General features: G+C 32.5%; 21 protein-coding genes. 13 read left to right on the forward strand and 8 right to left on the reverse strand.

Annotated features, from left to right (window positions below):
* Positions 1-804, forward strand: an 804-nt coding sequence (locus B3R94_RS13705; RefSeq protein ID WP_291101524.1) for an AraC family transcriptional regulator, incomplete at its 5' end; no start/stop codon positions are given.
* A 416-nt stretch (positions 805-1,220) separates the two neighbouring features.
* Positions 1,221-2,675: a cytochrome c oxidase accessory protein CcoG gene (gene ccoG, locus B3R94_RS13710; RefSeq protein ID WP_038336906.1), complete on the forward strand. Its 1,455-nt coding sequence runs from the start codon at positions 1,221-1,223 to the stop codon at positions 2,673-2,675.
* A gap of 47 nt (positions 2,676-2,722) precedes the next feature.
* Here ccoG and B3R94_RS13715 read toward each other — a convergent pair whose 3' ends face one another.
* Complete coding sequence (locus B3R94_RS13715; RefSeq protein WP_038336908.1) at positions 2,723-3,046, reverse strand: HopJ type III effector protein; 324 nt, start codon at positions 3,044-3,046, stop codon at positions 2,723-2,725.
* Between the two features lie 157 nt (positions 3,047-3,203).
* Between B3R94_RS13715 and B3R94_RS13720 the strand changes: the two genes are divergently transcribed.
* Positions 3,204-3,524, forward strand: coding sequence for a hypothetical protein (locus tag B3R94_RS13720; RefSeq protein ID WP_038336909.1), 321 nt, complete (start codon positions 3,204-3,206; stop codon positions 3,522-3,524).
* Positions 3,525-3,854: 330 nt separating this feature from the next.
* On the opposite strand, the gene B3R94_RS13725 is transcribed toward B3R94_RS13720, so the two are convergent.
* The gene (locus tag B3R94_RS13725) at positions 3,855-4,343 is read right to left on the reverse strand and encodes an SPOR domain-containing protein (protein ID WP_038336913.1); all 489 of its coding nucleotides are present in this window, start codon (positions 4,341-4,343) and stop codon (positions 3,855-3,857) included.
* 415 nt (positions 4,344-4,758) lie between these two features.
* Here B3R94_RS13725 and B3R94_RS13730 point away from each other — a divergent pair, with 415 nt between their 5' ends.
* From B3R94_RS13730 to B3R94_RS13755, 6 genes are read left to right on the forward strand one after another with little or no spacing between them, the layout of a single operon-like run.
* Positions 4,759-6,177, forward strand: coding sequence for a c-type cytochrome (locus B3R94_RS13730; RefSeq protein WP_038336916.1), 1,419 nt, complete (start codon positions 4,759-4,761; stop codon positions 6,175-6,177).
* Positions 6,178-6,199: 22 nt separating this feature from the next.
* Positions 6,200-9,361, forward strand: a complete 3,162-nt coding sequence (locus B3R94_RS13735) for a TAT-variant-translocated molybdopterin oxidoreductase (protein ID WP_291067803.1) — start codon at positions 6,200-6,202, stop codon at positions 9,359-9,361.
* Positions 9,362-9,395: 34 nt separating this feature from the next.
* Positions 9,396-10,799, forward strand: coding sequence for an NrfD/PsrC family molybdoenzyme membrane anchor subunit (nrfD, locus tag B3R94_RS13740; RefSeq protein WP_038336919.1), 1,404 nt, complete (start codon positions 9,396-9,398; stop codon positions 10,797-10,799).
* On the forward strand, positions 10,780-11,349 hold the full coding sequence (locus tag B3R94_RS13745; protein WP_221627898.1) for a DUF3341 domain-containing protein: 570 nt from the start codon (positions 10,780-10,782) through the stop codon (positions 11,347-11,349). The genes nrfD and B3R94_RS13745 overlap by 20 nt, the downstream gene beginning before the upstream one ends.
* Positions 11,349-12,029 (forward strand): c-type cytochrome, encoded by a 681-nt coding sequence (locus B3R94_RS13750; protein WP_038336922.1) that lies wholly within the window; start codon positions 11,349-11,351, stop codon positions 12,027-12,029. Before B3R94_RS13745 ends, B3R94_RS13750 begins: the two co-directional genes overlap by 1 nt.
* 18 nt (positions 12,030-12,047) lie before the next feature.
* A complete protein-coding gene (locus B3R94_RS13755) occupies positions 12,048-13,385 on the forward strand; it encodes a hypothetical protein (protein ID WP_125349738.1) in 1,338 nt (445 codons plus the stop codon).
* A gap of 77 nt (positions 13,386-13,462) precedes the next feature.
* On the opposite strand, the gene B3R94_RS13760 is transcribed toward B3R94_RS13755, so the two are convergent.
* A complete protein-coding gene (locus tag B3R94_RS13760; protein WP_114999479.1) occupies positions 13,463-13,774 on the reverse strand; it encodes a hypothetical protein in 312 nt (103 codons plus the stop codon).
* Positions 13,775-14,050: 276 nt separating this feature from the next.
* Between B3R94_RS13760 and B3R94_RS13765 the strand changes: the two genes are divergently transcribed.
* Positions 14,051-14,203: a hypothetical protein gene (locus tag B3R94_RS13765; protein ID WP_181816345.1), complete on the forward strand. Its 153-nt coding sequence runs from the start codon at positions 14,051-14,053 to the stop codon at positions 14,201-14,203.
* A 57-nt stretch (positions 14,204-14,260) separates the two neighbouring features.
* Here the strand turns inward: B3R94_RS13765 and B3R94_RS13770 are convergent, their stop codons facing one another.
* Complete coding sequence (locus tag B3R94_RS13770) at positions 14,261-14,752, reverse strand: septal ring lytic transglycosylase RlpA family protein (protein ID WP_221408230.1); 492 nt, start codon at positions 14,750-14,752, stop codon at positions 14,261-14,263.
* Between the two features lie 247 nt (positions 14,753-14,999).
* The gene (gene dnaG, locus B3R94_RS13775; protein ID WP_291101530.1) at positions 15,000-16,946 is read right to left on the reverse strand and encodes a DNA primase; all 1,947 of its coding nucleotides are present in this window, start codon (positions 16,944-16,946) and stop codon (positions 15,000-15,002) included.
* Positions 16,947-17,110: 164 nt separating this feature from the next.
* On the opposite strand from dnaG, the gene B3R94_RS13780 reads away from it, so the two are divergent.
* From B3R94_RS13780 to sucD, 3 genes are all read left to right on the forward strand, one after another.
* Positions 17,111-17,893, forward strand: coding sequence for an META domain-containing protein (locus tag B3R94_RS13780; protein ID WP_280061579.1), 783 nt, complete (start codon positions 17,111-17,113; stop codon positions 17,891-17,893).
* An 88-nt stretch (positions 17,894-17,981) separates the two neighbouring features.
* Positions 17,982-18,908: a UDP-3-O-(3-hydroxymyristoyl)glucosamine N-acyltransferase gene (locus B3R94_RS13785; protein WP_114999484.1), complete on the forward strand. Its 927-nt coding sequence runs from the start codon at positions 17,982-17,984 to the stop codon at positions 18,906-18,908.
* Between the two features lie 166 nt (positions 18,909-19,074).
* Positions 19,075-19,944, forward strand: coding sequence for a succinate--CoA ligase subunit alpha (sucD, locus tag B3R94_RS13790; RefSeq protein WP_280035736.1), 870 nt, complete (start codon positions 19,075-19,077; stop codon positions 19,942-19,944).
* Between the two features lie 50 nt (positions 19,945-19,994).
* Here sucD and B3R94_RS13795 read toward each other — a convergent pair whose 3' ends face one another.
* The 3 genes from B3R94_RS13795 to B3R94_RS13805 form a co-directional block, all read right to left on the reverse strand.
* Positions 19,995-20,417 (reverse strand): hypothetical protein, encoded by a 423-nt coding sequence (locus tag B3R94_RS13795; RefSeq protein ID WP_280049580.1) that lies wholly within the window; start codon positions 20,415-20,417, stop codon positions 19,995-19,997.
* A 176-nt stretch (positions 20,418-20,593) separates the two neighbouring features.
* Complete coding sequence (locus tag B3R94_RS13800; RefSeq protein ID WP_125349734.1) at positions 20,594-21,001, reverse strand: hypothetical protein; 408 nt, start codon at positions 20,999-21,001, stop codon at positions 20,594-20,596.
* Entirely contained in the window at positions 21,001-21,660 is a 660-nt protein-coding gene (locus B3R94_RS13805; RefSeq protein WP_125349733.1) for a DUF4240 domain-containing protein, read from the reverse strand. The genes B3R94_RS13800 and B3R94_RS13805 overlap by 1 nt, the downstream gene beginning before the upstream one ends.
* Positions 21,661-21,856: the final 196 nt, after the last annotated feature.

Here is a 21,856-nt window from a genome sequence, read left to right on the forward strand (position 1 = left end):
GATCGTTTTAGAGGTTATGTTGATAGTAATCCACATTTACAGGAAGTTCACAGTCATAATTATTACCATTTGGTCTATTTTACAGAAGGTAGTGGCGAGCATTTGATCGATTTTGAGAAATTTGAGGCAAAATCTGGAACAATGTATTTTATGAAACCAGGGCAAGTGCATCAATGGTATTTTAAGGAAGAATATGATGGATTTGTCGTGAATTTCTTTGATAATTTTTTCGATTGGATTGGAATTAATTCTTCCATTTTACAGAAATTTAGATTTTTACAATCTATTTTGGTGAAAGATCATGTGGTTGAAATTTCGCCAGATGTACAAGAAAAAATTTCAAGTTATTTTGAAGAAATGATAAATGAAAATCAAGAAAATAATCAATTCTCGAATTTAAAAATTGGTTTTCATTTGATGAATTTATTTATTGATATTGAACGAAGTTTGGAAGGCGTAAATATCAAAACAAGCGATTATCAATCGGTGTTGTTGCATAATTTTCAGTCACTTATTGAACAAAATTTCAAGATCAAAAAATTACCAAAAGAGTATGCCGAATTGTTGTACATCACACCCAATCATTTGAATGCACTTTGCAAAGATGTGTTAGCTACTTCGGCAGGTGAATTAATAAGAAGTCGCATTGTTTTAGAAGCAAAACGTTTGTTGGTAAATAAAGAAATTTCGGTCACAGAAATTGCGTATTTACTCAATTTTCAGGATGCTTCTTATTTTGTGAAATTCTTCAAAAAATACACTGAGTTTACGCCAGAACAATTTAGAAAACAATATTATTCGTAGTTACTTTAAATTGTAGTTTACTGGAATATTAAAACTCACTTTTACAGGATTTTCGTTAATTAAAGCAGGTTTTATTTTGGATAATCTTTCTTCAACATCATGACTCAATTTCATGTTAAAACATTCTACGTAATTATCTGTTTTTTCTTCACATCTTGGATAAATTGCGAACTGAGTCACATTTTTATTGTGTATATTTTTTGTAAAAAAGTACAAATACAAATACAAATACAAATAGAAAATACTAGTAGCTTTAGTAAGTTTTTCATAATAGGTGGTTTATGTTTTTATTTGGTAAATATTTATAAATTAATGATTTATATCAATCCGTAAATATTACCATAAATACCATAAATAGTGCCAAGCTCTAACCTGATTGTAACGGTAAATTTGCATAGATATTAAGTAGAAGGTATATGAGTGATATAAAACAAGATTCAACGCAACTTGGTTTTGAAAAAGAGAATGAGCAATTCAGAACAGAAGTCGCAACAATGGATAAAAAAGGAACTCGAAAATGGGTGTATGCGAAGAAACCTTCTGGGAGATACACTAATTATCGAACAATTGTTTCCTCAGTTCTATTGCTTTTATTAGTTGGGTTACCCTTTATAAAATTACCAAATGGAAATCCTATTTTCAAATTTGATGTGTTCAATACGAATTTCATTCTTTTTGGTTATCCATTTTTTACAACAGATTTTTTCTTACTTGCTTTCGGGATGATTGTTAGTGTTGTTTTTATTATATTATTTACAACAGTTTATGGACGATTATTTTGCGGATGGTTATGTCCTCAAACCATTTTTATGGAAAGTGTTTTCAGAAAAATTGAATACTGGATAGAAGGTGATAGAAGCAAACAAATTCGTTTGGATAAACAAGATTGGAACGAAGAAAAAATTTTGAAAAGAGGAGGAAAGTGGACGATATTTTACATTATTTCGTTTTTCTTTTCGAATATATTTTTGGCATATATCATCGGAATGGATGAATTGATCAAAGTAATTACCGAAGGTCCATCAGAGCATGGAGGTTTATTATTGGGAACATTTATTTTTAGTATTTTTTTCTATTTTGTTTTCGCTTGGTTTCGTGAGCAGGTTTGTACGTTGGTATGTCCTTACGGAAGATTTCAAGGAGTTTTGATTGATAAAAAAACAATTCAAGTTTCGTATGATTTCAAAAGAGGTGAAAATACAAACGGACGCTCTAAATTTAGAAAAGGAGAAGATCGAATTGCTGTAGGAAAAGGTGATTGTATAGATTGTGGTCAATGTGTAGCGGTTTGTCCTACTGGAATTGATATTAGAAATGGTTCGCAATTAGAATGTGTAAACTGTACTGCATGTATGGATGCTTGTGATGATATTATGACGAAGATTAATCTTCCGACAGGATTGATTCGTTATGCTTCTGAAGAAAATATCGAACAAGGAAAATCATTTAAGATTACTGCAAGATTAATTGCTTTTACATTTGTATTGGTTGCAATGATAGGAGCAATGACGGTGTTTATGTTAAATAGAAGTGATGTCGAAGTGAAGTTTCTACAAGTTCCAGGAAAAGATTATGTCGTAGAAGGTGATTATATTATTAATACAATGCAATACAGTTTGATGAATAAAACCAACGAACCATATAAATTAGTTGTTCGTGTAAATGGTTTTAAAGGTGGAAAAACTGTTTTGTTAGTAGAACCAAATCAATATATACAAATAGATGAAGGAAAATTAAAGCAAGGTTTAATAGATATTAAAATTCCTAAAAGAGAACTGAAATCTTACAAAGTTCCAGTTATTTTAGAATTAAAAGATTTGAAGGGAAAAACCATCGATCATTATACGATTAGTTTTATGGCTCCTTTTTAGTTGAATTAAAAACGTCTTACATTTTGTAAGACGTTTTTTTTTTGAGTTTATTTTTTTGTCAACACTTCGTTTTCAAATGTCACACCTTTCCATCCGTTTTGCATAAATTGACGAATATTATTGTGATCAGTTCCTTCTGGCGAATCTAATACAGCTTGATAATGTTCTGCAAATAATTTTAAGGTATCATCTTCAGAGAAATTATTCAATTTTGCAAAAGCAAAAACCTTCGCACTTCCTTGATTTTGATCCACAGCATTTTCCTGATTTCCATTTACAAAAGCAGAAGCTGTATAAAGATAATTTTCTTCAATATGCGCAATAACATCAGCAAAATTAGCTTCGTTTTGGTTTAATTTTTCTAAAATCATTGTATCTTTTTGTCAAAAATAAGAACTTATTTTGAATACAATAAGTCATTAAGTATGTTAATTTTTTTATGCACTTAAATACTTAACGAATGTTTAACAACTTTCTGTTTATTAATTGATTAGATTTATAAGTATTAACCAAGTAAAAGTAAATTTTATGTTTGAAAGAAGGCAATTTAATTATGAAACGTCAAGTGTTGCGTTACGTAAACTTGCTGAAAAAGGATATCAAGAAGATTTTAATTTATTAGAAAGTGATTTGATTGATCATCCGCACGATTTTAGAATTATTTACATCTATCGTTATGAAGGGAATTCGAGCCCCGAAGATGAATCGAGTGTTTATGGAATCGAGAAAATTTCGACTGGAGAAAAAGGTGTTTTAGTTGCAGGTAATTTAGGATTTGTACAAACTAATTTAGCATCGATTTTAATTCAGTTAGAAATAGAAGGAAGAGGAGTTATTCTCAAAAACTAAATTTTAACTTATGAATCGACTACTAAATATTACCATTAAAAAATAAAAAAGCGTTACCAAGATTATTGATAACGCTTTTTTTATGTTTTCGAATAAATTTTAAATCTGTAAAAGAAGTTAATCGTTTTCTATTTTTAGTAATTGTCTATATTCAGAAAAACGATGCTCGCGAATAGGTCGTATAAAAGGTTCTGTTTTGAAAAATAAAACTAAACATGGAGAAATATTTTTATATTTTTCTACAAATTCAAACGAAATTAATTCACCATTCTTTATTCGTTGTTTTATTTTGTTGTGATAAGGATACATTTTCCTTTTTATAAAATAATATTATTTTGCTTTTCTACATAAAACCTTGAACGGAATAGAAAATGCACTATTATATTTTGATTTCAAACGACGAATATCTTTCGTAGCTGAAGCTCTTGTAAAATAATCTCCAACTAAAACGCGATAATCTGGTGAAAAATAAGCTGTTTGTGATGATAAGTCTGGATAGGAACGCGCAAATTCATTTCTTACCTTCTCTGCATCTTTTCTATCTTTCGAATAATAAATCTGAATTTTGAAACCATTCACTTGTGGTGTGCCTGCGCAAGGATCATTAGATTGTATAACTGGTTTTTTCTCTGTCGGTTTCTTTACAGTAGTGGTATAACTACAAACAGCGTCTTCTTTTGCTTTTAATACATTATTTATTCTACTATCAATTTCCATATTCAATGTACCATTGTTGATAATTTGAACGGTATCAATTTTATCTTGAGCAAAAACGCAAGAAGAAAAAGTAATAAGGAATAAAAAGATAAATTTTTTCATAAGATGAAATTAATTTGTGCAAATATACTTTTTACAATTAAGTTATTAAATTTTATAGACTTTTATTTTCTTACAACGAATATTGTTCCAATTTTTTTCAACTAACAAATATTTTATTGTCGTTTCGTAAAATTGATTGGCAGATTGTAATAAAAACAACAATGATTATTTTTTTAAATTATGTTAAATAGTAATTTTTCTTGTTCTAAATCTTTTCTATCAAATCAAATAGATAATATTTATACAGTGATATTTTTTAACAATTAATTTAGAAACGTTTTAAATTAAGCTCAATGACAAAGTTCAGTATGTAAACTTTATGATTTTATTAAGTATTGAAGCTATTTTTGCTGTTAGTTAAGTGTTCAAATAAAAACGAGTTAAAAGAAACAACGAACTGAGATTATTTAAGTAAATGAAGGCAAGATTTCTAAAAAGAATACGTTTATGGAGCTGCGCGATAATACTATCGACGTTCTCCCTAGCAAATGCCCAAGATGCAGGAAAAGGTTACGAATTATTCGAAGCCAACTGTACTGCATGTCACCAGATTGATGGTAAATTAATTGGGCCGGAATTACGTAATGTTGAGAAACGCGTACAAGAAGAAGCTGGACTTGGAAAAGAGTGGTTACACGCTTGGATTAAGGACAACAAAGCTTTGCGTGAATCAGGAGATGCGTATGCAAACAAAATTTATGCTGATTACAATAACACTGAAATGTTAGCTTTCCCTAACTTATCAGAAGGTGATATTGATAATATTTTAGCATATACAGCTGATCCTGATGCAGGAGTTAAGGCTTTTGAAGAAGCTAAAGCTGCGAAAAAGAAAGAAGCCGCTGCGAAAAAAGCTGCTGAGGCTGCACAAGGAGGTGGAGCTAATTCAGGAGTAATTGCAGTAGGTTTTGTTGTTTTAGCGGTATTATTATTGTGGATCTTGGTTCGCGTTAATGCATTAGTTAAAGCGACAGCTACAGAGGAATTAAATGCAGAAACTGAAAGAGTAGCTTTTTCTTTTGCTGAATTCTTTCAGAAATACCAAAAAGTTGGTGGTGTGTTAATCGCAGTATTAGCATTCTTTGCATTGTACAACGTGTATTGGGGATTAATGGGAATTGGTGTTGATAAAGGTTACGAGCCAGAACAACCAATTTATTTCTCTCACAAAGTTCACGCAGGTGTACAAGGTATCGACTGTCAGTACTGTCACAGTTCTGCTAAATACGGTAAAGTGTCTGGAATTCCTTCACCAAACGTATGTATGAACTGTCACAAAACAATCAAAGAATACAAAGGAGATTACTTCGAAGAAGAATTAATCACTTCTGGTAAATTCGCTGATGAGGAGGCGGTTAAGAACTTCTATACAGGAGAAATCCAAAAAATGTATAAAGCGATTGGATGGAATCCAGAAACGAACAAATACGATGGTCCACAAAAACCAATCGAATGGGTACGTATCCACAATATGCCAGATTTCGTATTCTTTAGCCACGCGCAACACGTTGTAGCAGGAGAGAAAGCGATTAAGAAAGCAATTAAAGATGGAACTATTCCAAATGCTAAAGAATTGAACATTGGATCAGGAGACCAAGTTTGTTTCGCATGTCACGGACGTGTTGATGAAATGAACGAAGTAAAAATGGCGAATGATTTCACAATGGGATGGTGTATCGAGTGTCACAGAACTACTGAGGTAGATATGGACAACGAGTATAACAAAGAATATTACGCAGAACTACACGAAAAACTGAAAAAACAGTACGGTGACGCAACTAAGATTACAGTTGATGCTATCGGAGGTTTAGAGTGTGGTAAATGTCATTATTAATATAAAAAAGAGAGGAGTATAAATGGCTTCGAAGAAAAATTACTGGAAAAGTTTTGAGGAGTTAACTGACAATACATTAAATGAAAAGTTAACTACCAACGAATTTGCAGAAGAAATTCCTGTAGATAATTTCTTAGGGAATGATAACGCCATGGAGAATAGTCAAACTTCACGACGTGACTTTTTGAAGATTTTAGGGTTCAGTACAGCTGCTGTTACTTTAGCAGCCTGTGAAGCTCCAATCGTAAAATCTGTTCCTTATGTAGTGAAACCAGAAAACATTATGCCTGGTGTACCTACTTATTATGCATCAACAGTTTTTGATGGATACGATTACGCGAACGTATTAGTACGTACAAGAGAAGGTCGTCCTATTAGAATTGATGCAAACAAAGGCGCAAAATATTATGGTTCTACAAATGCACGTGTTCAGGCATCTGTATTATCATTATACGATTCTGATAAAATAAAATCACCTTTAACAAACGCAGGTGATAACTTCAAAGCAACATCTTGGAAAGAGCTTGATGCACGTGTAACAAAAGCATTAGCATCAGTAGGAGGGAAAAAAGTAGTTATTTTAACTTCTTCTTTACCTTCACCAACAACTAAAAAGTTGATTGCTGAGTTTGCAACAAAATATCCAACAACTCAACACGTTGTTTATGATGCAATTTCTTCTACGAATGCATTAGACGCAGCGCAAGAAGTTTACGGAAAAAGAGAATTGCCATTCTATGATCTTAAGAATGCTGAATTAGTTGTTTCTTTCAACGCAGATTTCTTAGGTGATTACAATGGTGGTGGAATGGAAGGTGATTATGGTGTTGCTCGTAAACCAGGAGCAAACATGATGCGTCACATCCAAGTAGAATCTGTTTTATCTTTAACAGGAGCAAATGCTGATACACGTTATCCATTAAAACCAACTGATACTGAAAAAGTATTGGCTGAAGTTTATAATAAATTAGCAGGTGGTTCAGCTTCTTCTAAAGAAGCATTAGCTATTGCTGCTGAATTAACAGCAAAAGGTTCTAAAGCTGTAGTAATGGCAGATGGTTCGAAAGAAGCATACGCAATTGCATTTGCAATTAACCAATTATTAGGATCAGCTGCAGTTTCTGATAAAGCTGTTTTATTAAAAGAGTCTAACGACGCTGTATTTAATCAATTTGTTGCTGAAGCTAAAGCTGGACAAGTTGGAGTTTTATTAAACTTCCAAACAAATCCAATTTACAATGCTAAAAATGCAAAAGAAATTGAAGGAGCTTTTAAAAACATTGGACTTAAAGTTGGTTTAGTTGAAAAATTAGACGAAACTGCATCAGTAATGGACGTTATTGCTCCAGTTACTCACGGTTTAGAGTCTTGGAATGATTTCAACCCATTAACAGGTGTATATTCATTACAACAACCAACAATTCCACGTATTTTTGATTCTCGTCAATTCCAAGATTCATTAATCGCATGGATGACAGGAGTTACTAAAGTTACAGAAGTAGAAGATCCAAATGATCCAATTATGGTGATGGCGGTTTCTGCAACAAGACAAAAAGTTTCTCCATATTACTTATATGTAAAACAAAACTGGGAATCAGCTATTTTACCAAAATTAGGTGTAGATTTCAACAAAGCATTATACAATGGTTATAATGAAGCGACTGAAACTTCTGCATTTAATGCTAACACTGGTGTTGCTGCTGCGGCTGCTACAAAATTAGCTGGAGCTAAAGCAACAGAATGGGAAATTCAATTCTATTCTAAAGCTGGTTTAGGTGATGGTACACAAGCAAATAATCCTTGGTTACAAGAATTACCAGATCCAATTACACGTAACTCTTGGGATAACTATTTAACAGTTAATCCAAATGATGCGGAAAAATTAGGAATCAAAATTCAAGATAACTATAACGTTACAAACGGAAGAATGCAATTTGACGGTGAGTATGTAAACTTAACTGTTAATGGAGTAGTTTTAGAAAACGTTCCAGTATTCATTCAGCCAGGTCAAGCAATCGGAACTGTAGGTTTAGCTTTCGGTTACGGTCGAACAAAAGCTGGTAAAGTTGCAAACAATGTAGGGGTTAATGCTTTCGCATTATACACTGGTAACGTAGGTGCATCTAATGTTAAGATCGAGAAATCTTCTCGTTCAGATAAACACGAATTTGCTAACATGCAACAACAACCAACATTGATGGGACGTTACGAAATCGCAAGAGAAGTTTCTTTAGCAGATTTCATCAACACAGATCGTCAAGAATGGAATCCAGTTGCGAAGATGCCAACATGGAGAGGAGATTCTCCAGTAGGTGAAGTTGACTTATGGGCTAGTTTTGATCGTTCTACAGGACCTCACTTCAATTTAACAATTGATATGAATTCTTGTACAGGATGTGGAGCGTGTGTAATTGCTTGTCAAGCAGAAAACAACGTGCCAACTGTTGGTAAAGAGCAAATGCGTATGTCGAGAGATATGTATTGGTTAAGAATTGACCGTTACTACTCTGATGTTACTTACCAAGATAAAGATGGAAAATTAACTCAAAAAGTTGCGTTAGAATCTGATCCAGATAACGAACCACAACAATATACACGTTTAATTAAGCCAGAGGCTGAAAATCCAGATGTGATTTTCCAACCATTAATGTGTCAACACTGTAACCACGCTCCTTGTGAGACTGTGTGTCCAGTAGGTGCAACATCTCATGGTCGTCAAGGTCAAAACATGATGGCTTATAACCGTTGTGTTGGTACTCGTTATTGTGCAAATAACTGTCCTTACAAAGTACGTCGTTTCAACTGGTTTAACTGGGCGAATAATGACAAATATGACTTCCACATGAACAATGATTTAGGTCGTATGGTACTTAACCCAGACGTTGTTGTACGTACACGAGGAGTAATTGAGAAATGTTCATTCTGTATCCAACAAACTCAAGCTGCAATCTTAAAAGCTAAGAAAGAGAATAGAGTAGTTAAAGACGAAGAGTTTATGGCTGCTGCTGCTTGTGCTGCTGCTTGTGGAACAGGTGCGATGAAATTTGGTGATATCAATGATGATAAATCTGAAGTAAGAGCAGCTTCAAAAGATAAACGTTCTTATGTTTTATTAGAAGAAATTGGTACAAAACCAAACGTTATCTATCAAGTAAAAGTTAGAAACAGAAAAGAACAAGCTTAATTAAATTAGTAAAGAATTAATAAGGTAAACAAATATGTCACATTACGAATCACAGGTAAGAGAACCCCTTATTTTAGGACATAAAACCTACCACGATATCACAGTAGACATTGCTCGTCCAATTGAGACGCCAGCAAGTAAATTGTGGTGGACATGTTTCAGTATAGCAATGGTTGCATTCATCTTTGGTGTTGGAGCAATTGCTTATACAGTAGGAACTGGTATTGGTGTATGGGGATTGAATAGAACGATTAACTGGGGATGGGATATCACCAACTTCGTATGGTGGGTAGGTATCGGTCACGCTGGTACGTTAATCTCAGCCGTTTTATTATTATTCCGTCAAAAATGGAGAATGTCGGTTAACCGTTCTGCGGAAGCCATGACGATCTTCGCCGTTGTACAGGCAGCGTTATTCCCTGTAATTCACATGGGTCGTCCATGGTTAATGTACTGGGTATTCCCAATTCCTAACCAATTTGGATCTTTATGGCCTAACTTTAACTCACCATTATTATGGGACGTATTCGCGATTTCTACGTATTTCTCTGTATCAACAGTTTTCTGGTTGATGGGATTAATTCCTGACTTCGCTATGGTACGTGACCGTGCAACAAAACCATTCGCTAAGAAAATCTACGGAATCTTATCATTCGGATGGGGTGGTGGAGCAAAACACTGGCAACGTTTCGAAGAGTTATCTTTGGTATTAGCTGGTTTATGTACACCATTAGTATTCTCGGTACACACGATTGTATCTTTTGACTTCGCAACGTCGGTAATCAAAGGATGGCACTCAACAGTATATCCTCCATATTTCGTTGCCGGAGCTATTTTCTCTGGTTTCGCGATGGTACAAACATTATTAAGTGTAATGCGTAAAGTTTTACACTACGAAGATTATATCACACGTAAACACATCGAGTACATGAATATTGTAATCGTTGTAACAGGTGGTATGGTTGCAGTAGCATACTTAACAGAGTTATGGATCGCTTGGTATTCAGGATCTCGTTACGAAGACTTTACATACTTTTCTCCAGGAGCAGCAACAGGACCTTATTGGTGGGCATTCTGGGCGTTAATTATCTGTAACGTTTTAGTACCAGGATTATTATGGATTCGTCCAATCAGAAGAAACTTCTTCTGGACATTCGTTATCTCTATTGTAGTTAACATCGGTATGTGGTTCGAGCGTTTTGATATTATCGTTATCAACTTATCTCGTGACTATTTACCATCGAGCTGGACAATGTTTATGCCTTCATGGGTAGACGTAGGTATCTTCTTAGGTACTATGGGATTCTTTTCTGTGTTATACTTATTGTACGCACGTACATTCCCAGTTATTTCACAATCTGAATTAAAAACTATTTTGAAATCATCAGGCGAAAGCTATAAAAAACATCATACTGAAGATGAGCATCACGAACACTAAAATCGTTTATGGTCTTTACGGAGACGATGATGATTTATTAAAAGCAGTAAAATCTATTCGTAAACAAGGTATTACGATAGATGAAGTATATACACCTTTCCCTGTACACGGTTTAGATAAAGCCTTAGGATTAAAGAAAACTCGTATTTCTGACCTTGCTTTCTTCTACGGTGCATTTGGTACAACGTTAGCATCTTTGATGACATGGTTTATTATGAACCATGACTGGGCTCAAGATATTGGAGGGAAACCATCTTTTTCTTGGGGTGAGAATATGCCAGCTTTCGTTCCTATTATGTTCGAGTTGACAGTATTCTGTGCAGCGCACTTTATGTCATTAACATACTTAGTGCGTAACAAAATGTACCCAGGTGCTAAAGCTAAAAACCCAGATCCACGTACAACAGATGATAAATTCTTAATCGAAATCAGAACAGCTGATGTTGAGAAAATCAAAAATGTATTTGTAGAAACTGGTGCTGAAGAAGTAACTGTAAAAGGTGATGTAGTCGTAGAACCAAGTGTTAACAATTTAGTACAAGAAGCATAATGAAAAAGATAGCATTACTTATAGGATTAGGAAGTATTATTATCACTTCTTGTTCTGATAAAAAACGTCACGCAAGTATCGTATATATGCCAGATATGTATTATCCTACGGCATATGATCCTTATGAAAAGGCAACTTTTGGTTACCCTCATGACGAAGAAAACTCTGAAGTTCCTGTATTAAGTAAAAATCATAATATGTCTGCATTAGAATCTGTAGAAGGTGCTGTTGCAAGAACAGATGGTGATATTTTACCATGGACTTTCAAAAACAATAACGCTGGTTATGCACAAGCAAAAGCAGTAACTGTTTCTCCTTTGAATGCGGCTAACAAAGCTGCAGACTTAGAAAGAGGTAAGTTATTGTTTGGACAAAATTGTGCAGTTTGTCACGGTGAAGCTGGTGATGGACAAGGTTCAATTGTAAAATCTAAAGCTTATTCAGGTGTTCCTAATTATAGCGAAAGAGATGTTACAGTAGGTTCTGTTTATCATGTAATTATGTACGGAAAAAATGCGATGGGTTCTTACGCATCTCAATTGACTCCTGCAGACCGTTGGAGAGTTGCTGAATATGTAATGAGTTTGAAAGGTGCTACTACAGCTCCCGCTGCTCCTGCTGGAGACGCTACTGCTGAAGCAAAACCTGCAACAGAAACTGAAACAGCAACTAATAAATAATAAAATAAGTTAATTATTATGCAATATACATTTTCCCCAAGATTAAAAAATGCATCACTTATCTTAGCTGTTATAGGTATTGTACTTTACGGGATAGGATTTTTCTTACATCAACAAGATGTTGCTAATTCAACTGAATATATTAACGGTTTGATTGAAGCTCACCCAACTCAATTTTTTGGTGACTACATTTCAGATTCTTATGCATCTATGAACACAGATCATGCTGGACACATGGAGCATTTGACAAATTTATTGAAAAACAGACCTTGGGCTGCTTTCTATGTACCAGCTTATTTATCGTTTGGTATTGCGGCATCTGCTTTGTTTTTCTTATGTATTCAATTCGTAGCTAACGCTGGTTGGTCTATGGTAGTATCTCGTGTTATGGAGGCTATCGCGTCATTTTTACCAGTTGGTTCTGTACTTGTAGCTATCATCGTTTTAGGATCTTATTTTCATATGAATCACTTATTCCACTGGATGGATGCTGATTTAATAAATCCTGATAGCGAGAAGTATGATATCTACATGGCAAACAAAGCTCAACTTTGGTTAAGCCCTAACTTCTGGTTAATACGTTGTGTTATTTACTTAGTAGTATTATCTTTAATGTTACCAGTAATTAAAAACGCAACACGCAAATTAGATGAGACAAACGGAGACTTAAAAGTGTACGCTCAATTGTACAAAAAATCAGTAATTTACTTAGTGATTTTCGCAATTTGTTCTGCAGCATTTGCTTGGGATTTCGTGATGTCTTTAGATCCACACTGGTTCTCTTCATTATTTATGTGGTACGGAATGGTTTCATACTTAGTTTCTGCGGTTTCTATTATGGCAATTATTTCTATCTACTTAAAAAGAAAGAACGCTTTACCATTATTTAATGATAACCACTTACATGATTTAACAAAATACATGTTCGGTTTCTCATTATTATGGTCTTACTTATGGTTCTGTCAATTCATGTTACAATGGTACGCAAACATTCCTGAGGAAGCTCAATACTTCCAACAACGTATGGCGCAATACCCATTATATTTCTGGATGTTGATCATTAACTTAGTAGCCCCATTCTTGATTTTAATTTCATCAAGCATGAAACGTCGTTACCAAATCGTTTTCGCGATGGGATTCGTTATCATCTTTGGACACTACTGGGATTTCTACAACCAAATTATGCCTGCAGCAGTTGGACCATTCCACAACTTTGGTTTAATGGAAATTGGAGCATTAGTTGGAATCGGAGGATTATTTACATTCGTAGTTATGAATGCAGTTTCTAAATTAAACTTAGAAGCAAAAGGTCACCCTTACTTCCACGAATCAAAAATTTATGAATATCCTTTCTAATCAGAAAGATGTTATAAAACCTAAAAAGCTCGATGCATTTGCATCGAGCTTTTTTTATTTGATTAATAATTGTTATTTTATTCTTGAATTGTTCTACGTTTTATTTCCAAATCAACCAAGAAATGATCGACATCGTCATCTGTTGATAGATTTCCAACCACGTAAACACCTTTGTCTCCGTTTTGATTATTAATTATACCATAAACCGAAGACTCATCATCAGGATCAGACATTCCTTCGTAACGATAAATGCATACGATATCAAAGATTTCAGGGGCTTGTTTTAATTGATTTTTTTCGATATTATAGTCAATAGTAAAACCATTTTCTTTTAGTTCGTCTAAAGCTTCGTTCGTTGTTTTGTAGCGGTATTGGATTTTTTCTTTCATAATTTTAATAGTTTAATTATTGATTCTCAAATACTATTCCAATCAGTATATTCATTAAAATATTGTAAAGTCTTTTTTGGTAAGGTTATTGTCTTATCTCAAAATGAATATAATGAATATGATTATGAAACTAACAGTATTAAAAAAAATCAACTTGATTGCCTTTTTTGCTTTCGCTGCTTTATTTTTGGTATCGTGTGATGGTTCTCAACTATATATGGGTTAGAGCATCAGCATAAACACAAAAAGAAGTATAAGAAATATCCGAAATACGAAGTGAGATATGACGACCATCGTAGCTTACCACCAGGTCAACACAAAAAGGTACATGGTGATAAATCTGCAAAACGATATGCACCAGGTCAACAAAAGAAAAATAATGGAAATTATTATAAAAAGAAAGGACATCATAAACATCATGATGACTAAAATAAAAAAGGATTGAACATTGTTCAATCCTTTTCTTTTTAATATCTAAAAATTGTTTTACTCTACAACTTCCATTTCTACGTTCAATGTTCCCGCATTAGTAGAACCTATAGAAGTAAACGCTGCTTTACTCAAATCCAATAAACGAGATTTTGTATGTGGTCCTCTATCGTTTATTTTTACAACAACAGATTTTCCATTACTTGTATTGGTTACTTTGACTTTTGTACCGAATGGTAAAGTTTTGTGGGCTGCAGTTAAGTTATTTTTGTTATATAACTCGCCACTAGAAGTTTTTTTACCGTGAAATTTATCAGCATACCATGATACAATTCCACTTACTTTTTTTCCAGCTTTTTCAACAATTTCCGAAATCGCAGTATTATCTGTTTTGTTAAAATCTGAAAATTTATTGATTAAATTAAGTTTCAAATTTTTAGTTATAGCAACTGGTAACGGATTTTCTATTGAAAAGTTTGATTTTCCTTTAGCTTGAGCCATTGGGATAATCATCAGCATTACTAATAATGTTAAAATATTCTTTGTCATTCTTTAGTTCTTTCTGAATCTTTATCTAAAATAAGCATAATAGATTTTGTTTGTACATGCATAGTTTTTTCTAATGTTTTTTAGAAAAGAAAAGATACCTAAATGTCTATGTTTAGTAGCTTTAGAAAGAATTGTTAACTATAAGTTAAAAATATAGTTACTTATTAAAATTTTTAAGAATTATTTACAATTATTGCGTAAATATTTATTAATCAACATTTTAATCTTTTAACAAGTAAATGTTAAATTAAATGATGCGATTAAGATGTTGATTTAAGATATTTTTTAATCCAGTAAAATGCATAATTTGTTGAAGAATTTGACTCGTTTCTTCGATTGATAATTCAGGATTTTTTGTTTGATGCATCAATTCTTTAATCACATTATCTATGTAAATAATTTTGAAGCGAAGTAAAACATCAAATAAATCTTTGTGCACAAATTCTTCTTTTTTCTTAATGTTGATGCCTTGCTTTACTGTCCAGTTTTCGCTTAAACTATGTTTTTCTAACATCATTTCCGAAGCAAGCTGTACAATTTCTGGATTGGTTAATCGAGAAAAATAAGTTCCTGTTCGCAATTCATCATTTCCCAAACCAACTTTCACTTCTTCTAAAATAGATTGATAAAGTGGATTACTCAAACTTAACTCGTTTTCATCAAATTGAGAAATGATTTCTTGGTTAACTGTTGTTTTATATAGCTCGTTGTTCTCGTTCTTCAAATCAACTTCTAAATCACCAAATTGCATAATCAACTTAATGATTTCATTTTCTACAGTTTGCTGAACATTGATGACTTCTTTTGTAGACGGAACAACCGAAATAGCAGGTTTTTTAGTTCGCGCATTATCGGTAATATGAGAAGACGAAAAAGTCGATTTATCGCCAGAATTTTGCAATTGAGCCAATTCTTTGAACAAAACTTCTTCTCGAATTTCCATTATTTTAGAAGTTTCTGCAATGTAAACTTCTTGCTTGATAATATTCGGAATAAGCGAAATCGATTTGACAATTTCTCTGATTAATTCAGCTTTTTTGATAGGATCATTCTTCGCATCTTCCAACAAAACATTTGCTTTGAAACGAATAAAATCAGATGCGTTTTCTTTTATATACGCTTCGATTTCAGTTGTCGAATGTTTTTTCGCAAACGAATCTGGATCTTCGCCTTCTGGTAACAAAAGAATTTTGACATTCATTTCTTGTTCCAAGATCATATCAATTCCACGGAAAGACGCTTTGATACCAGCATTATCACCATCGTACATCACAATGATGTTCTCTGTCAAACGTTTTATCAAACGAATTTGTTCATTTGTAAGTGCTGTTCCAGAACTCGCCACTACATTTTGAATTCCGGCTTGATGCAAAGACAAAACATCTGTATAACCTTCGACCAAGAAACATTGATCAGCTTTTGTAATGTGTTGTTTCGCCTGAAATAATCCGTATAACGTTTTACTTTTATGGTAAATTTTATTTTCGGGAGAGTTTAAATATTTTGCTGCTTTGGCATCATTTCGCAAAATTCGTCCACCAAAACCCAACGTACGTCCCGAAAAACTATAAATAGGAAACATTACACGCTCGCGAAACTTGTCATATTTCTTATTATCTTCTTTGAAAGTTGCTAAACCAGCTTCTTCAATCAATTCTTTCGAATAACCATTTTTTAAGGCATATTCAGCAAAAGCATCCCATTGTTTTGGCGAATAACCAAGTTCAAATTTGTCGATGGTTTCTTTGGTAAAGCCACGTTCGCGGAAATAACTTAATCCAATCAAATTTCCTTCTTCCGAATTATGCAATTGATTAGTGAAGAATTTCTTCGCAAAATCAGTCAAGATATATAAACTTTCTCGGTCTTTTTCTTCTTGTTGTTGCTCAAAAGTATATTCACCATCTTCTTCAATCTCGATGTTATAACGTTTTGCCAGCCATCGCAACGCTTCTGGATAAGTAAATTGTTCAACTTCCATCAAAAAAGTCACAACATTTCCACCTCTTCCAGAAGAAAAATCTTTCCAGATTTGTTTGGCAGGCGAAACAACAAAAGAAGGTGTCTTTTCATTACCAAAAGGCGAGAGTCCTTTTAAGCTAGAACCTGCACGTTTTAAGGTAACAAAATCACCAACAACTTCTTCTACACGAGCTGTTTCGAAAATTATATCTATCGTTCTTTGAGAAATCAAATTGAATTATTTTTTGAGAATTGTGTAAACAAATTATTTCTCAAAATTAAAACAAATTCTTTACTTGGCTTCATCTTTTCAAAACCTTTGTAGAAACGAATTTTAACATTTTTGAGATTTTGTATGATATTCGTATATTAGACTGAAACTTGAAATTAAATTTTATGAAATCAACAATTTTAAAAATATCTTTTGCAGCAATTTTAGCAACAGGATTTTTAACATCTTGTTCTACTGTTAATAACGTGATAGGTAATACTGAAAACACAAATAACAACTCTATTTTAGGAAAATGGGAGTTGAGCCAAATCAATTTTATGAAGGCAGGTTCTATTGCAGAAGCTTATCCAATGGGAACTCCTTACCTTAATTTTATTTCGAATAGTATGTTAAATGCTTCGGATGGTTGTAACACTTTGAATGGAGGAGTTACAATTTCTGGAAATGAAATTACATTTGGTAATATGATGTCTACGATGAAAGCTTGTCAAAATGTAGAAGATTCTAATTTCAGTTCAAAATTAAACGGAAAATTAAAATACTCTATTTCAGATAATAAATTATTATTAATTCAAGGAGATATTGTCATCATGACTTTTGTTCGTCCTGGTACTTTAGCAGGTTCTTGGGAATTAGAAGAATTTATTGGTAAAGATAGAAGTGCAAAATCATTAGATGATCGTTTTCCAAATCAAAAACCTACATTAACATTCCAAAATAACAAAGTTTCTGGTAATGATGGATGTAATAATTTGACAGGAGCTTATGTAGCGGTTGGCAATTCATTGACTGTAAAAAACATCGCAACTACGCGTATGGCTTGTCAAGGAGTAGATTCTGATGCTTTTGGAGAGCGTTTTAACAATGTAAACAAATACGAAATTGTAGACGGAAAATTAGTTTTGTTTGCAAATGATGTTAAAACAATGGTTTTCAAGAAAAAATAATGAAATTCAATTCATAAATCATTAAAGCTGTCATTTTTTGACAGCTTTTTTATTTTTATATTTGTAGACTTTTTAAAAGGAGAGAAAGATGAAATTTCCACAAACACATCAATTAAAAGATATAGCATCAATTATCGATGCGAAATTTATTGGAGACGAAAATTTTCCAGTAGAAGGAATCAATGAAATTCACCGTGTAGAAGCGGGAGATATTGTTTTTGTTGATCATCCAAAATATTATGATAAAGCGCTACAATCGAATGCAACAATTGTTTTGATTAACAAAGAAGTTGATTGTCCAGAAGGAAAAGCTTTGTTGATTTCTGATGATCCTTTCCGTGATTTTGTCAAAATTGGACAACATTTTATGGCGTTTGAAGCTGCTACAAAACAAATTTCTGATTCTGCAGAAATAGGTGAAGGAACAATTATTCAGCCAGGCGCATTTATAGGAAATCATGTCAAAATTGGAAAAAATTGTGTGATTCATTCTAATGTTTCAATCAATGATTATGCAATTATCGGAGATAATGTAATTATTCGTTCGGGAACAGTTTTAGGAGCTGATGCATTTTACTACAAAAACCGTGAAACAGGTTTTGATCGTTTAAAATCTGTCGGAAATGTTATCATCGAAAATAATGTAGAAATTGGTGCGAATTGTACGATAGATAGAGGAGTTTCTGCTTCTACAATTATTGGTGAAGGAACAATAATGGATAATTTAATTCAGATTGGTCACGATACAATTATTGGTAAAAAATGTTTGATTGCTTCGCAAGTTGGAATTGCTGGTTGTGTAAATGTAGAAGACGAAGTTTCTATTTGGGGACAAGTTGGGATTACAAGTGGTGTAACAATCGGTACAAAAGCGGTATTATTAGCACAAGCAGGAGTTAGTAAATCTCTGGAAGGAGGAAAAACATATTTTGGTTATCCAGCTGAAGAGGCTCGAGGATTGTATAAAAAAATGGCTGTCACAGAGATAATGGTTCGCGATTACAAGAGAAAATAAAATTATCTATAGAAAATATTTTATAGCCGACCGTTTGGTCGGCTTTTTTATGATAAATATCTTATCCTTTTTTGTCCTATTCCAATAAAGATTTAGTGTATTTTTTACATTGAATATTTTTTAAAATGCAAAACTCCTTTTATATTTGTGTAAATTAAAAATCACAATGTCTGTATTAGTAAACAAAGATTCAAAAATAATCGTTCAAGGTTTCACAGGGAAAGAAGGAACTTTTCATGCTGAGCAAATGATTGAATATGGAACACAAGTAGTAGGTGGTGTAACTCCAGGGAAAGGAGGACAAACTCACTTAGGGTTACCAATTTTTAACACAGTAAAAGACGCTGTTGATCAAGCAGGAGCAGACGTTTCTATTATTTTCGTTCCACCAGCATTCGCTGCTGACGCTGTAATGGAAGCTGCAGAAGCAGGTATCAAAGTAATTATTTGTATTACAGAAGGTATTCCAGTAGAAGATATGGTAAAAGTACAAGCGTATGTTGATCAAAGAGATGTAACATTAATCGGACCTAACTGTCCTGGTGTTATCACTTCTGAGGAAGCAAAAGTTGGTATTATGCCAGGTTTCATTTTCAAAAAAGGTAAAGTTGGTATCGTTTCTAAATCAGGAACTTTAACTTACGAAGCTGCTGACCAAGTTGTAAAAGCTGGTTACGGAATTTCTACAGCAATCGGAATTGGAGGAGACCCAATTATTGGAACTACAACGAAAGAAGCTGTTGAATTATTTATGAATGACCCAGAAACTGAGTGTATCGTAATGATTGGTGAAATTGGTGGACAATTAGAAGCTGAGGCTGCTCGTTGGATTAAAGTAAATGGAACTAAACCAGTTGTAGGATTTATTGCAGGACAAACTGCACCAAAAGGTCGTACAATGGGACACGCTGGAGCTATCGTTGGTGGAGCTGATGATACAGCACAAGCTAAAATGGCAATTATGGAAGAATGTGGAATCCACGTTGTTGCATCTCCTGCTGATATTGGAGCTACAGTTGCAAAAGTTTTAGGATAAGAATATTCTTAATCAAAATAGTAAAGGAACTCAAATTTGAGTTCCTTTTTTTATTTTAAAATTCTTGTTATGCAATAAATATTATATGTAATCAATACAATCAATAATACTCCTAAACACATTAGTAATAAATCAAATCGCCCTTGAAATTTATTTGAAAAATCGATTTGTATTAACTCTTTATTTTGATATTTTAAAGCTTGTATTGATATTATTTTCTTATTATTTAAATGAGAATAAAAATAAGGTTGTGCCAGTTTTTTGATTTTGTAATCATTATCCTCTTTAAAAATTTCGAATTCAATCAAATTATTTTGATGATTTGTTTTAACAAATTCATATCCATTAATTTTATTGAAATTTTCATATTGTAAATTGAAATTTATTTGAGGATATTCTTTTAATTTAAAGATTAAATATTCTTTTCGATTTTTCCTTTTTCCACTAAAATCTATTTCTGGCTGATAAGCCATATGACCTTTAATGGTTTTGTATTCTTGTATTTTATCAGGCTGATAATTTTCTATGCTAAAAGATAAAATAAATATTATTAAAGAGGAGAAAATCAATGATGTAATTATAATATATTCTTTTTCTACAAAACTTATTTCAAAATCTTCATTCTTTTTTATTTCAGGATAATTAGTTTTTAAATAAGATAGAATCTCTCATCAAACACATATTTATTATGAACTTCTTTAATACGACAAACTATTTTATTATCAGCATACAATTGAATTAATTGTCCATTAGATTTCTTTTTATAAGAATCTTTATATTCACCGTTTGTAATACTATAGCTTGTGAAATCTATCGCTTTCTTATATACTAAATTAGTATAAATAAGTTTGTTGTTATTAAACTCATAAGACTCTTTACTATTACTAATTATAAAATAAAGTTGAACTATAATATGTCCAGAAATTAAAAAATAATTGAATGCGCTATATCCAATTAATATAAAAAAGAAATAGGCAACTACTGAAATTAATGTGACAATTTTCCTTAGAGCACTATCTTCCCTTGAAGGAATAAAATGGGTATTAAATATTATCATTATAAAAACTCGTCTTCATCATCAAAATCATCCTCCATTTCGTCATCATCTGGAGAATAATCTTCGATAAAAACTTTGAATAATCTTGGACAAATGATTTGCAAATTGGTTAAATTTTCATCATCCCAATCAAACTCAGGTTTTGGAGATTTTTCTGTATAAAATTTAAAACATTCTTTGTTTACAAAGTCAATAATCTTGTGTTCGAATTTTTCATAGAAAACATCATCAGCGATTAAATGAAAATCTTCAAATTCATATAAATCATCTTCGTTGAAGCCTTCGTTAAAATAATCAGCTAAATTATCAGGATTCAAAATTGCCTTTTCAAACAATTCTTGTCCTTGCGAAATAATCCAATTTTTGAAATAATAGAAATGTGTTGGATCTGTATCATCATTCATAATACAAGCTGCACACCATATTTCAGGCGAATGTAATGAATAGGAGTAGAACTCTAATCGAAGTTGAAAACCAATAATATCCTCGGCAGTTAGATCTTCTAATTCTTGTTCCAAAGCCTTTTCTTGATCTTGCAAATTATTGGCATTGAGCAAAGAATTTTCTATAATTTGCCAAAACAAATCTTCTTCGAGCATACGCGAAATGCGCTCTGAGGGAAGGGTTGAAGAGTTAAACAAATCATCTAAAAAATCCATATTTCTACTTTTTAGTTTGTATTTAGTTGGTTTTGATTCGTAAAAAATTATCTAACGTTTTATTTCTTAAACCTTTAATTGATAAAACATTTTAATAAAATCTTTTTATAATTTATAAATAAAATATGATGAAACCTATTAATTTTTAAACTATTTACAATTTTTAAGGTAATTGTTTGATTTTGTTTAAACTAAA

It is taken from the genome of Empedobacter sp. UBA7611 (genome assembly GCF_002484365.1).
Taxonomy (GTDB): Bacteria; Bacteroidota; Bacteroidia; order Flavobacteriales; family Weeksellaceae; genus Empedobacter; species Empedobacter falsenii_B.